Genomic DNA, 13190 nt, shown 5'->3' on the forward strand with positions numbered 1-13190 from the left:
ATCATATTCTGTCTTTTAACTTGTCTACACTTTAGGCAGGAACAGTCAAAGAGGTGATGCCATGAAGCGAGGGTTAGCGCTGGTGGCCATGATAGCGATCGCGTTCATTGGGTTTCGTGCTTGGCAGCAACTCAGACCTCCGGTGTCCGAGCCATTATCGTCACTGACCATCGCCGTCTCGCTTACCCCCTTATCGGCACCGATTATTGTGGCTAAGGAGCAAGGTTTGTTTAAAAAGCAGGGCATCGACATGACGCTAAAGCCGGTTCATGGTGGCGTAAAAAGCTTTCAATCCTTGATGTCAGGGGAGGTGGACTTAGCCACTACCTCAGAGACGGTGGTGATGTTTAACAGTTTTGAGCGCGATGATTTTAATGTGCTAACCAGCTTTGTCGAGTCAGATAACGACGTAAAACTCTGGTCTATTCGCCGTGAGATTAGCGGCTCGCTGGTGGACGCGCTCGACAAGGCACGCGTGGGCATTGTTGCGTCGAGTGCCAGTGAATATTTCTTTGATTCCTTGCTGCAATTGCACGACATTCCTAGAGATCAGGTGGAAAAAGTTGATTATCCCCCCGAAGCACTGCCCAACGCGCTCCTCGATGAGAAAGTGGATGCGATAGCCATATGGGAGCCCTATGGCTATCAGCTACTCAAGCAGTCTAACCAGCCGGTACAGTCGCTTGACAGTAAAGGCTTGCACAGCCTCTCTTTTCTGTTAGTCAGTGATCGCTTGCTCGTCAATAAGCAACACCAGGACATGCAACGGGTTGTCAGTGCCTTAGACGACGCGGTGAGCTTTATTCATCAGCACCCAGAGCGAGCGAAGGCACAGGTCTCCGCGTATCTTGAAATGTCAGACGATAAACTCAGCTGGCTATGGCAAGATTACTTATTTCGCCTTTCATTGAATGACTCATTGTTACTGCGGTTAAAAAACCAAGCGCGATGGGCGCAAGAGGCGGGTTTAGTTGAAGGGAACACGCCGTCATTCCGCCACATACTCAACCCAGGCCCCTTGGTTGAGGCCACGCAAAAAGTGAGTTTATTAGAATGAGGATTGGTCAGCAGCTCAGTATCGTTGTGTATGCTTGTACGGCGCTCACCTTCGTTACGCTGTTAATTACGGTGGAGCTTTTTTATAAGCAAAATCAAATCCAAGCACGGTTAGACAGCATTGTGGCGGTGCATTCGCAGATTGATAGTCTGCGAGGCCGTCTATGGTTGTATCGCCAATACCCCAGCACGCAAACACGTCAAGATGTCCATCAGTCAACCAACGCATTGCGGGCGCAGTTAAGCAGTGATGAAGAGGCGTTACCGCCGCAGTCCGCGCAGTCGATCCGACTCGCGGCAAACAGCATTGTTCGCCTATTGGGCATTACCGCCGAGCAATTAGATGATGATCCCTCTGTGGATGACAGGCGTTTGATGTTGTTTTCACGTTTTAATGTGTTACTGCAGGCGATGAGTGAAACCGCTTTTTCGGTGCGTCAGCAAGTCATGCACCAGTCGGGGCAGCAACAGAAAACCCTGTTAGTCGTACATGGTGGTGTACTGGTGGTGTTAGCCTTGTTGGTGACCATGTTTGTGACCAGCTTGCGGCGACGGTTAACACACCGCCTAAAAGCATTGCATTCGACGATTACACAAATAAAGCAAGGTGACTTAACCACTGAATTAACCTTGACTGACAAAGATGAGCTGACTGAGTTGGCTGATCATGTCAATGAGATGAAGCGTGCGCTGAGCCATACCATGGTGGACAAAAAACAGTTGAGCGAAGAAGTCGCACGCCAAACCCAACAGCTTCGTGAACAGCAACACCAACTTAAATTCCTTGCCGAACACGACGAGTTGACGGGCTTATTCAATCGGCGTGCGTTTGAATCGCATGTTGAAGTGGCGTTGATGCGCGCTAATCGCGCCCAAACGAACGCTGCCTTACTGTTTATTGATTTGAATAACTTTAAGCAAGTGAACGACACCTATGGACATGGTGTGGGAGATGAGCTTCTCAAGGTGGTCAGTCAGCGCTTGAAACAATCCGTGCGCCGCTCTGATTTGGTTGGCCGCTTGGGCGGTGATGAGTTCATTGTCTGGCTGGATTTGTTAGCGGACAAATCGGCGTTGAATGAAGTGATCACACGTATCCAAGACGAAATGCACGCGCCAATACAGGTTGCCGATACCTCATTGTCTCTGGCCATTAGTATCGGCGTGAGTTGCTTCCCAACGGATGGACTCGAGCTACAGCAGATGATGAATCAAGCCGATGCCGCCATGTATTACGCCAAAACCCATCCGACAGCGCGTTGTTGCTTGTATTCCAATCTACCGACTGACCAGATAAAGTAGCGATTTTGCTCAAGCGGATCGGGTATGTCTTTTTCACAGATTGACAATCATTGGTTGGTAGGCGCGCGCGCTTGCCTGTCTCCTCATCATAACCAACGCCCGGATAGTAACGATATCTCCTTGCTGGTGATCCACAATATCAGCCTGCCGCCCGGTCAGTTTGACGGTCCCTATATTGAACAGTTTTTTCAGGGGCACCTCGATCCGGCTGAACACCCTTACTTTGCCGAGATCGCATCGCTTCGCGTCTCTGCCCACCTACTGATCCGACGAGATGGAAGTGTGATCCAGTTTGTACCATTCAGTGCTCGTGCATGGCATGCTGGCGCTTCGTGTTTTGACGGTCGGCAGCAATGTAACGATTTTTCTATCGGTATTGAGCTAGAGGGCACAGACACACATCCATACACCGATCAGCAGTACCAATCGTTAGCGGCGATCACGCAGACGCTGATGCAGTACTACCCAGCCATTACCCGTGATCGAATCACAGGACACCAACATATTGCCCCAGGACGAAAAACGGATCCTGGAGCGGCGTTTGACTGGAAAAAGTTACACGCGCTGATTTAAATGCCTATTGCGTTGATTGATCTAAATGGTCTGACCAATTTTGAAGGGTGGAGTATTCGTGGCTGTCAGGCTAAAAATACACAGGTTTCCATGATGTCAATCAAAGTTCAGGTGGACAGAATACCCGCTGTCTGGTAACTTTAGGGATCAATAAAGTAATTGGTCTTACCAATTTACAATCAGTCAGTTTCTGCAACTAAGCGCCGAGCTTAGGGTGCGGATGGTCAATAAATACAATGGCATATCAGCGAATTCGTCAACCTAAACTCTCAGATGTAATTGAAAAAGAGCTCGAAGGCTTAATTCTGGAAGGGACCTTGTCTCCAGGCCAGAAGTTACCGCCTGAACGAGAGTTAGCGACGCAATTTGATGTGTCTCGCCCGTCAGTGCGCGAAGCGATTCAACGGCTTGAAGTCAAAAAGCTACTGACGCGCAAGCAAGGTGGCGGCACCTTTGTCAGTGAACGTCTTTGGCAACGCTTCTCTGAGCCACTGCTAGAGTTATTGGCGGACCATCCAGAAACCCAGCTTGACTTATTGGAGTCACGGCATGCTTTAGAGGGGATTTCTTCTTATTTTGCCGCACTACGCGGCACAGAAGAGGATTTCTCTCGCATTGAAGACTGTCATGACGCCATTCGCCAAGCGCAGCAAAATGGGGACTTAGAGGCAGAAGCATCGGCTGTGATGCAGTATCTCGTTGCCGTAACGGAAGCGGCGCATAATGTGGTGTTACTTCACATCATGCGCAGTCTCGCGCCGTTACTGGAACAGAATATTTTGCAAAATTTTGAGCTACTTTATCGCCGTCAAGAGACGGTGGAAAACGTCAGCCGACACCGAGCTGAGATAGTGGATGCGATTACCGCTGGCGAGCCAGAAAAAGCCCGACAAGCGTCGCATGCACACTTGGCTTACATTGAGGAAACTCTGTTGGATCTTGGTCGAGAAGAAAGCCGTCGCGAACGGTCTCTACGTCGAATTCAACAACGCAAGGACGAGTTGGAGTAGCCTTATTCGCACCGATAAAAACGCGAAGGGCACTGCAGCTGCGACAACGTTTGTTTTGTACGAGTCAATCAACGAAAGGATAGATCGCCATGTCTGAAGTCATGAAACATGACGTGGACGCACTTGAAACACAAGAGTGGTTGCAAGCTCTTGAGTCAGTCGTTCGTGAAGAAGGTGTAGAACGTGCCCAGTTCCTTCTGGAGCAAGTATTAGGGCAAGCACGTTTAGACGGTGTTGACATGCCAACGGGCGTGACCACCAACTATGTAAATACCATTCCTGCTGATCAAGAACCTGCTTACCCAGGTGATGTGAATCTGGAACGCCGTATCCGTTCTATCATTCGTTGGAACGCAATCATGATCGTGTTGCGTGCGTCCAAGAAAGATTTAGAGCTGGGTGGCCACATGGCATCATTCCAGTCTTCGGCGGCATTTTATGAAACCTGCTTTAACCACTTCTTCCGTGCGCCTAACGAGAAAGACGGTGGCGACCTGGTGTACTATCAAGGTCATATTTCTCCAGGTATCTATGCGCGTGCCTTTGTTGAAGGCCGCTTGAGCGAAGAGCAGCTCGACAACTTCCGTCAGGAAGTCGATGGCAAAGGGGTGTCTTCATATCCGCACCCGAAACTGATGCCTGAGTTCTGGCAGTTCCCAACCGTATCTATGGGTCTGGGTCCCATTGCGTCTATCTATCAAGCGCGTTTCCTCAAATACCTCAACGGTCGTGGCCTGAAAGACACCTCTGAGCAGCGTGTTTATGCGTTCCTCGGTGACGGTGAGATGGATGAGCCAGAATCACGCGGTGCGCTGTCATTTGCGGCGCGTGAAAAACTGGATAACCTCTGCTTCTTGATTAACTGTAACCTGCAGCGCCTTGATGGCCCTGTGATGGGTAACGGTAAAATCGTTCAAGAGCTGGAAGGCCTCTTTAAAGGCGCCGGCTGGAACGTGATCAAAGTGGTTTGGGGCTCTGGCTGGGACAAACTGCTGGCCAAAGACACCTCAGGTAAATTACTGCAGTTGATGAATGAAACCATCGACGGTGATTACCAGACGTTCAAATCGAAAGATGGCGCTTACGTACGCGAACACTTCTTCGGCAAGTACCCAGAAACGGCAGCCCTGGTTGCAGACATGACTGACGAAGAGATCTTTGCGCTTAAGCGTGGTGGCCACGAGCCATCTAAATTGTTTGCTGCGTTCAAAGCAGCACAAGAGTGCAATGACCGTCCAACCGTGATCTTGGCGAAAACCGTTAAAGGTTACGGCATGGGTGAAGCGGCTGAAGGGAAAAACATCGCGCACCAAGTGAAGAAAATGGACATGACTCATGTTCACGCGATGCGTGATCGTCTTGGCCTGCAAGACTTGTTGTCTGACGACGATGTACAAAACCTGACGTACCTGAAGTTGGAAGAAGGCTCTGCTGAGCACGAATACCTCCACGCACGTCGTAAAGCGCTACACGGTTATACCCCACAGCGTCTGCCTAAATTCACGCAAGAACTGACACTGCCAAAACTGGACGATTTCTCAGCCCTGCTGTCTGAGCAGAAGCGTGATATCTCCACCACCATGGCCTTTGTACGCTCTTTGAATGTATTGCTGAAAGACAAAAGCATTGGCAAAAACATTGTGCCAATCATTGCCGACGAAGCGCGTACCTTTGGTATGGAAGGCTTGTTCCGTCAAGTAGGTATCTACAACCCACACGGTCAGACTTACACTCCAGAAGACCGCGGTGTGGTGTCTTATTACAAAGAAGACCAAGGCGGTCAGGTACTGCAAGAAGGGATCAACGAGCTCGGTGCGATGTCATCATGGGTTGCCGCGGCGACCTCTTACAGCACTAATGATCTGCCCATGATCCCATTCTACATCTACTACTCAATGTTCGGCTTCCAACGTGTTGGCGACATGGCGTGGATGGCAGGTGACCAACAAGCACGTGGTTTCCTATTGGGCGCGACCGCAGGGCGTACAACGCTTAACGGTGAAGGTCTACAGCACGAAGACGGTCACAGCCATATTCTGGCAAGCACGGTACCTAACTGTGTCTCTTATGACCCAACCTTCGCGTACGAAGTGGCGGTGATCATGCAAGACGGTATCCGTCGCATGTACGGCCCTGACCAAGAAAACATCTACTACTACCTGACGCTGATGAACGAAAACTATCATCAGCCAGCCATGCCTGAGGGCGCGGAAGAAGGTATCCGTAAAGGTATCTACAAGCTAGAAACCTACACGGGCGACAAAGCGAAAGTCCAGCTAATGGGCTCTGGCACCATCATGACGGAAGTGCGTAAAGCGGCGAAGCTGCTTAGCGATGAGTACGGTGTGGCGTCTGACGTTTACAGCGTGACCTCGTTCAACGAGCTTGCACGTGACGGCCAAGATGCAGATCGTTTCAACATGTTGAACCCAGATGCAGAGGCACAAGTTCCTTACATTCAAACTGTAATGGGATCTGAGCCTGCAATTGCTGCGACTGACTACATGAAAAACTACGCTGACCAAGTTCGTGCGTTTATCCCAGCTGAATCTTACAAAGTACTGGGCACTGACGGCTTTGGTCGTTCTGACAGCCGCGAAAACCTCCGTCGTCACTTCGAAGTGAACGCAGGCTATGTGGTTGTGGCGGCACTTAATGAGCTAGCTAAGCGTGGCGATGTTGACAAAAAAGTGGTCGCAGAAGCGATCAAAAAATTCGACATCGATACCAACAAAGTAAACCCGCTGTTCGCGTAAGAGGCTGAAATAATGTCAATCGAGATTAATGTACCTGACATCGGTGCGGATGAAGTAGAAGTGACTGAGATCCTTGTCAGCGTGGGTGACAAGGTTGAAGAAGAGCAGTCGTTAATCACCGTTGAAGGTGATAAAGCATCCATGGAAGTCCCTGCGTCACAAGCGGGTGTGGTCAAGGAAATTAAAATTGCCGAAGGTGACAAAGTGACCACCGGCTCTTTGATGATGATCTTTGAAGCAGAAGGCGCCGCGCCAAGTGCGCCCGCGCAAGAGGCGGCGCCAGCTGCCCCTGCTGCTCCAGCGGCTGCGTCAGAAATCAAAGAAGTGCACGTGCCTGATATCGGCGGCGATGAAGTCGAAGTCACCGAGATCATGGTGGCGGTAGGCGATAGCGTCGAAGAAGAGCAATCACTGATCACCGTTGAAGGCGATAAAGCCTCAATGGAAGTGCCGGCACCGTTTGCAGGGACTGTCAAAGAGATCAAGATTGCTTCGGGTGACAAAGTGTCAACCGGCTCTCTTATCATGATGTTTGAAGTCGGCAGCAGTGCCCCTGCTGAGGCGCCAGCACAGGCTGCCCCTGCTGCCGCCGCTGCGTCAGAAGCAAAAGATGTCAACGTTCCTGACATTGGCGGTGATGAAGTTGAAGTGACTGACATCATGGTCGCTGTAGGTGATACGGTTGAAGAAGAACAGTCTCTGATCACCGTTGAAGGCGACAAAGCGTCGATGGAAGTGCCGGCACCGTTTGCGGGTACGGTTAAAGAAATCAAAATCGCCGCGGGCGATAAAGTGTCTACCGGCTCGCATATTATGGTGTTCGAGGTAGCCGGTAGCGCACCGGCAGCGCCTGCCGCGGCACCTGCTGCAGAGGAAAAATCCGCGCCAGCACCAAAAGCGGAAGCACCTGCAGCGGCTAAAGCTGATGCCGGTAAAGACGAGTTTGTCGAAAACAAAGAGTACGCCCATGCGTCACCTGTTGTGCGTCGTCTTGCGCGTGAATTCGGTGTTAACTTGGCAAAAGTCAAAGGCACTGGCCGTAAAGGACGTGTACTGAAAGAAGACGTGCAAGGCTACGTGAAAGAGGCGCTTAAGCGTCTTGAATCTGGCGCAGCATCTGGCTCAGGCGACGGTAGTGCACTGGGTCTGCTACCTTGGCCGAAAGTCGACTTCAGCAAATTCGGTGAAACGGAAGAAAAACCACTGTCTCGCATCAAGAAGATCTCGGGTGCGAACCTGGCACGTAACTGGGTAATGATCCCGCACGTGACCCAGTGGGATAACGCCGATATCACTGAAGTTGAAGCGTTCCGTAAAGAGCAAAACGCGATCGAGAAGAAGAAAGAGTCAGGCATGAAGATCACCCCATTGGTGTTCATCATGAAAGCGGCTGCTAAAGCGCTGGAAGCTTTCCCTTCATTCAACGCGTCACTGTCTGAAGATGGTGAAAGCCTGATCATGAAGAAGTATGTCAACATCGGTATCGCGGTTGACACACCAAACGGTCTGGTCGTGCCTGTCTTTAAAGACGTGAATAAGAAAGGCATTCACGAGCTATCTGAAGAGCTGATGGTGGTATCGAAGAAAGCCCGTAGCGGTAAGCTAACGGCCTCTGACATGCAAGGTGGTTGCTTTACCATCTCTAGCCTAGGGGGCCTCGGTGGTACGGCGTTTACGCCAATCGTTAATGCACCAGAAGTGTCTATCTTGGGCGTGTCTAAGTCAGAAATGAAGCCAGTATGGAACGGTAAGGACTTTGAACCTCGCCTAATGCTGCCGCTATCGCTGTCTTACGACCACCGTGTGATTGACGGTGCCGAGGGCGCGCGCTTTATTAGCTACCTCAACGGCTTACTGTCTGATATTCGCCGTTTGGTACTCTAATCGCAATACCAACAACCCGGCTGGCCGGTTAAAGGTCGGTCGGGAATTGTTGTGCAGCTCACAGGCTATGGGTTTTTATTTTTCAGCCCATTAACATGGCTGTAAACTGTGGCTCCCAGATACCCACAACAATAAAAAAATTACCGCTCTTAGCCTGTCAGGGAATAAGACTATAACGAGGTCAGAATGAGTAAAGAAATCAAAGCGCAAGTCGTCGTCCTTGGCGCTGGTCCTGCTGGATACTCCGCCGCTTTCCGCTGTGCCGACCTAGGTTTGGAAACCGTATTGGTTGAACGTTACAACAACCTTGGCGGTGTGTGTCTAAACGTCGGCTGTATTCCATCTAAAGCCCTACTTCACGTTGCCAAAGTGATTGAAGAAGCCAAAGCCATGGCCGAACACGGCGTGGTATTCGGCGAACCACAAACCGATATCGACAAGATCCGTTCTTGGAAAGATAAGGTTATTGGTCAACTGACGGGCGGCTTAGGCGGTATGGCCAAGCAGCGTAAAGTGACAGTCGTTAATGGCACAGGCCGTTTCACTGGTGCCAACACCCTGTTAGTCGAAGGGGAAGAAAGCACTACCATCAACTTTGATAATGCCATCATCGCGGCTGGCTCTCGTCCAATCGAGCTGCCATTTATCCCGCATGATGACCCACGCATTTGGGACTCCACCGACGCGCTTGAGCTCAAAGAAGTGCCTGAAAAAATGCTGTTAATGGGTGGCGGTATCATTGGTCTAGAGATGGGAACCGTTTACCACGCACTCGGCTCACAGGTTGATGTGGTCGAAATGTGCGATCAGGTGATCCCTGCGGCAGATAAAGACGTGATCAAAGTCTTTACCAAGCGCATCAGCAAGAAGATGAACCTCATGCTGGAAACCAAGGTGACCGCGGTAGAAGCCAAAGAAGACGGCATCTACGTCACCATGGAAGGCAAGAAAGCCCCAGCAGAGCCTGTACGCTATGACGCTGTCTTGGTTGCTATCGGCCGTAGCCCGAATGGCAAACTGCTTGATGCGGGCCAAGCGGGTGTTGAAGTCGACGATCGTGGCTTTATCAATGTTGATAAGCAAATGCGCACCAACGTGCCGCACATCTATGCGATTGGTGACATCGTGGGTCAGCCTATGCTGGCGCACAAAGGTGTACACGAAGGCCATGTGGCGGCAGAGGTTATCTCAGGTAAGAAGCATTACTTCGATCCAAAAGTGATCCCATCGATTGCGTACACTGAGCCAGAAGTGGCTTGGGTCGGCAAAACTGAGAAAGAGTGTAAAGAAGAAGGCATTAACTACGAAGTGGCGACCTTCCCATGGGCGGCTTCAGGTCGTGCGATTGCGTCTGACTGTTCAGACGGTATGACCAAAATGATCTTCGACAAAGACACCCACCGTGTGATTGGTGGTGCCGTCGTGGGTACCAACGGCGGTGAGCTGCTGGGTGAAATCGGTCTTGCCATTGAAATGGGTTGTGATGCGGAAGATGTCGCCTTGACAGTACACGCTCACCCCACCTTGCACGAATCGGTTGGTTTGGCTGCAGAAGTGTTTGAAGGCTCAATCACTGATATGCCTAACCCGAAAGCGAAGAAAAAGAAATAAACCACACGTTTATGTTTTTCTGACTCAGCCCCGCCATGCGGGGCTTTTTTATCTCTGTCATTTACAACACCTGCGATATGGTTACGCGATGGTCGCAAGCTTATCAGCTAGGCGGCTAAGCATGGCCTCTTTGGTGGAGATAGGCTCACTTAAGCCTTGAAACAAGGTCATGAAATAGGCATCCATCATTAACGCAGTTTTCGCCTGATGATTTGGACTTTGCTCAATAGAAAGGTGAGCTTGAAAAGGCGCGATGTGATGCGCTAAGGCTTTTTGCTGCCACAAGAGTGCACGAAAGAGCTCTCGGCTGAAGTCTGGATGCGTGAGATAAAACGCATAGAGGTGATCGGCATAATGGAGAAGTCGTTGCGTTGGCGTGTCTGAGTGATCCAATTTGGCAGCGTTTTCGAGCACGGTATCAATACGTGTCATCAGCCCAACTTTTAGCAAGTCAATTTTCAACGGAAAGTGTGAGAAGACAGTTCCTGTCGCGACCTCCGCCTTATGTGCAATTTGACGTGTAGTGGTATCCGCAAACCCTTGCTCCACAAATAATGCCCATGCACTGTCGAGGATCTTCTGGCGTGTCGCCTGTTTTTTGGGTGTATCCACATTCACTCCTTTTTTGTTTCATGATACTGACTTGGTGTGGTGCTCGCCATGATCCTTTCCTCGATCTTAATACTGTTTGTCCTTTTTTTAGCCTAAAAATATTGTAAATTGAGCGCGCTCATTTTATTGTTAGTGAGCGCGCTCAATTTTGGTCTTAGGTAAGGAGACATAATGAACACATTATTGGAAATGACAAAAACCGTGTTTGGATATATATGCTTTGTGCCATTTTTGTTTCTTTACTCAGGTTTGCTGAGTTTGACATTGGCACCGTTATTATTAGTGGGTGGAGTTGGCTTTTTGTGCGTTATTTTAGGGATTGAGGAGGGCGTTAAACCCTTATGGCGTCAGCTATGGAAAGATGGAAAAGACGTTGCTAGTGCGCGGCCTCGTTCAGCACAATAAAAAAGCGGGCCAAGGCCCGCTTCGTGCGTCAGTTGGTAGCATCGCAATGGTTTAGAGCTTAAAGCTCCCAACCAAGGTATCAAGACGCTTAGAAAGATCACGTAGTGACTCACTGGCTTCTGCCATGGTGTTGGCGGTATCAGCGGTTTGCTGTGAGCTGTGGTTAATCTCTTCGATATTTTGGTTAATATCGTTGACCACGGTGGACTGCTCTTCAGTCGCGGTGGCCACCTGGGTATTCATGTCCGAGATTTGTACAATCTGCTCGTTGATTGCATTGAGCGATTGTGACGCCTCATCGGAGGCATTGACCCCTTCAGCAGTCATGGTGCGACTTTGCTCCATGGCATCTACGGCGTTGCGCGCTTCTTGCTGCAGGCGGTCAATCATGGTCTGGATTTCATCGGTGGAATCAGAGGTGCGACTGGCCAAGCTGCGTACTTCATCGGCGACAACCGCAAAACCACGTCCTTGCTCGCCGGCTCGCGCCGCTTCAATTGCCGCATTCAGCGCCAGTAAGTTGGTTTGCTCGGAGATCCCGCGAATCACATCCAAAATGCCGCCGATCGAATCGGTGTTTTCAGCCAAGGCGCTGATCACTTTCGACATATTCTCCATGTCATCAGCAAGGCGAGCGATTGTATCCCGTGCCTGGGTCACCACGCCTTGGCCACTTGCCGCATCATCAGAGGCTTGGTTGGCGGCACTGGCAGCACTGGCGGCATTGCCTGCAATCTCATTAACGGTCGCCCCCATTTCATTGATGGCGGTAACCACTTGCACGGTGCGATCCCGCTGATACTCGCTTTGCGATTGGGTAGCACTGGCTTGTGAAGAGACTTGCTCGGCCGCACTACGTAATTCGCCACCGGTACGGGCAACGTCTGAGACTAGACGATGGATTTTCTCCACAAAACTGTTGAAACCAGAGGCGAGTTGGCCAATTTCATCTTGGCTATTGATGTCTACACGTTGGCGCAGATCCCCTTCCCCTTCACCGATTTCACGGAACACATTGGCGACATATTGGATGGGTTTGGTAATGGTTGCAGCTAACCAGACGGCGACGACGATAAAAATAAGACCGACGACAACCGACACCATCAGGATCTGATTACGCGTTTCATTGAGGGGGGCATAGACTTCTTCGGCAGGGACATCTGCAATAACAAACCAATCCATGGAGGGCACATAACTGGATGCGAGCAGTACTTCTTCACCATTAATACGGGTGTCGAGAAGGTTAAAATCGCCTTTTTGTAGCAAGCTGCGTGCTTGGCCACCATAAATATCACTTAGGGTTTGCTCACCCATCAGATTGGTGTCGCGGTGTAATTGGACCAAGCCCTCAGCATTGACTAAGAACACAAACCCTGACTGCTCAATTTTAAATTGATTCAAAAAGCGGGTCATGTCCTCCAACGAGCGTGAGAAACCGGCTAACCCTTTGCCGTTGAGCTGTTGGAAGTTAACAAATAGCTTGAGTTCGCCGTTTTCTTCTTGGAAAACCTGGGCCATGGTGGCATTGCCACTGTCGAGGAAGTTGTAAAACCAACTGTCTTTTTCACGCGTTAACACCCGTAAAAATCCGTTCTGATTCCAATACTGCCCGGTGTTGCGGTTGGCAATGGAGGCATCATTCAAATCGTATTGCTCACGTAATACGTTGAGCTGTTTGATCACGCGGGTTTCTTCTGCGGGCGTAATATCTTGGTTGATGATATCTAGCATCACCGGGTTAGAAGCCAGCTGACGTGCGGCGGATTGTAGTTGGTTGACCTCACTATCAATGGTATCTCTAAACTGGGTGAGGGTGGTGGGAAGCTCGTTTTCTAACAGGCGCTTTTCCATGATGTCGCGTGCTTGGCTTAAGCTCATATAACTGATGATGGCGGTGGAGGCGATCACCGCGGAGACAAATGCCAACACGAGTTTTTGTTTGATCGTGAGTTGCTTTAGCTTCATGCCCTTCTCTCTATTT

10 protein-coding genes are annotated in these 13190 nt (G+C 50.3%); 8 read left to right on the forward strand and 2 right to left on the reverse strand.

Annotation, left to right across the window (positions count from 1 at the left end; translation table 11 throughout):
* Positions 1 to 61: 61 nt before the first annotated feature.
* From WN56_RS05040 to lpdA, 7 genes are all read left to right on the forward strand, one after another.
* A complete protein-coding gene (locus tag WN56_RS05040) occupies positions 62 to 1057 on the forward strand; it encodes an ABC transporter substrate-binding protein (protein WP_052708023.1) in 996 nt (331 codons plus the stop codon).
* Complete coding sequence (locus WN56_RS05045; protein WP_052708024.1) at positions 1054 to 2358, forward strand: diguanylate cyclase domain-containing protein; 1305 nt, start codon at positions 1054 to 1056, stop codon at positions 2356 to 2358. Before WN56_RS05040 ends, WN56_RS05045 begins: the two co-directional genes overlap by 4 nt.
* Positions 2359 to 2382: 24 nt before the next feature.
* A complete protein-coding gene (gene ampD / locus WN56_RS05050) occupies positions 2383 to 2931 on the forward strand; it encodes a 1,6-anhydro-N-acetylmuramyl-L-alanine amidase AmpD (protein WP_046073984.1) in 549 nt (182 codons plus the stop codon).
* 236 nt (positions 2932 to 3167) lie between these two features.
* Positions 3168 to 3941 carry a pyruvate dehydrogenase complex transcriptional repressor PdhR gene (pdhR, locus tag WN56_RS05055; protein ID WP_046073985.1) on the forward strand — a complete coding sequence of 258 codons (774 nt, stop codon included), beginning with the start codon at positions 3168 to 3170 and terminating at the stop codon, positions 3939 to 3941.
* A gap of 89 nt (positions 3942 to 4030) precedes the next feature.
* Entirely contained in the window at positions 4031 to 6697 is a 2667-nt protein-coding gene (gene aceE, locus WN56_RS05060) for a pyruvate dehydrogenase (acetyl-transferring), homodimeric type (protein WP_046073986.1), read from the forward strand.
* Positions 6698 to 6709: 12 nt separating this feature from the next.
* On the forward strand, positions 6710 to 8581 hold the full coding sequence (aceF, locus tag WN56_RS05065; protein WP_046073987.1) for a pyruvate dehydrogenase complex dihydrolipoyllysine-residue acetyltransferase: 1872 nt from the start codon (positions 6710 to 6712) through the stop codon (positions 8579 to 8581).
* A gap of 186 nt (positions 8582 to 8767) precedes the next feature.
* A complete protein-coding gene (gene lpdA, locus WN56_RS05070) occupies positions 8768 to 10192 on the forward strand; it encodes a dihydrolipoyl dehydrogenase (RefSeq protein ID WP_046073988.1) in 1425 nt (474 codons plus the stop codon).
* 81 nt (positions 10193 to 10273) lie between these two features.
* On the opposite strand, the gene WN56_RS05075 is transcribed toward lpdA, so the two are convergent.
* Complete coding sequence (locus WN56_RS05075) at positions 10274 to 10804, reverse strand: TetR/AcrR family transcriptional regulator (protein WP_046073989.1); 531 nt, start codon at positions 10802 to 10804, stop codon at positions 10274 to 10276.
* Positions 10805 to 10975: 171 nt separating this feature from the next.
* Here WN56_RS05075 and WN56_RS05080 point away from each other — a divergent pair, with 171 nt between their 5' ends.
* Entirely contained in the window at positions 10976 to 11209 is a 234-nt protein-coding gene (locus WN56_RS05080) for a hypothetical protein (RefSeq protein ID WP_046073990.1), read from the forward strand.
* A gap of 51 nt (positions 11210 to 11260) precedes the next feature.
* Here WN56_RS05080 and WN56_RS05085 read toward each other — a convergent pair whose 3' ends face one another.
* Positions 11261 to 13174 carry a methyl-accepting chemotaxis protein gene (locus WN56_RS05085; protein ID WP_046073991.1) on the reverse strand — a complete coding sequence of 638 codons (1914 nt, stop codon included), beginning with the start codon at positions 13172 to 13174 and terminating at the stop codon, positions 11261 to 11263.
* Positions 13175 to 13190 lie beyond the last annotated feature (16 nt).

Source organism: Salinivibrio sp. KP-1, assembly GCF_000968645.1.
Taxonomy (GTDB): Bacteria; Pseudomonadota; Gammaproteobacteria; order Enterobacterales; family Vibrionaceae; genus Salinivibrio; species Salinivibrio siamensis.

Coding starts and splice junctions, on each gene's coding strand:
- WN56_RS05040 (WP_052708023.1), top strand. CDS start 62: ATGAAGCGAGGGTTAGCGCTGGTGGCCATGATAGCGATCGCGTTCATT.
- WN56_RS05045 (WP_052708024.1), top strand. CDS start 1,054: ATGAGGATTGGTCAGCAGCTCAGTATCGTTGTGTATGCTTGTACGGCG.
- ampD (WP_046073984.1), top strand. CDS start 2,383: ATGTCTTTTTCACAGATTGACAATCATTGGTTGGTAGGCGCGCGCGCT.
- pdhR (WP_046073985.1), top strand. CDS start 3,168: ATGGCATATCAGCGAATTCGTCAACCTAAACTCTCAGATGTAATTGAA.
- aceE (WP_046073986.1), top strand. CDS start 4,031: ATGTCTGAAGTCATGAAACATGACGTGGACGCACTTGAAACACAAGAG.
- aceF (WP_046073987.1), top strand. CDS start 6,710: ATGTCAATCGAGATTAATGTACCTGACATCGGTGCGGATGAAGTAGAA.
- lpdA (WP_046073988.1), top strand. CDS start 8,768: ATGAGTAAAGAAATCAAAGCGCAAGTCGTCGTCCTTGGCGCTGGTCCT.
- WN56_RS05080 (WP_046073990.1), top strand. CDS start 10,976: ATGAACACATTATTGGAAATGACAAAAACCGTGTTTGGATATATATGC.
- WN56_RS05085 (WP_046073991.1), bottom strand. CDS start 13,174: ATGAAGCTAAAGCAACTCACGATCAAACAAAAACTCGTGTTGGCATTT.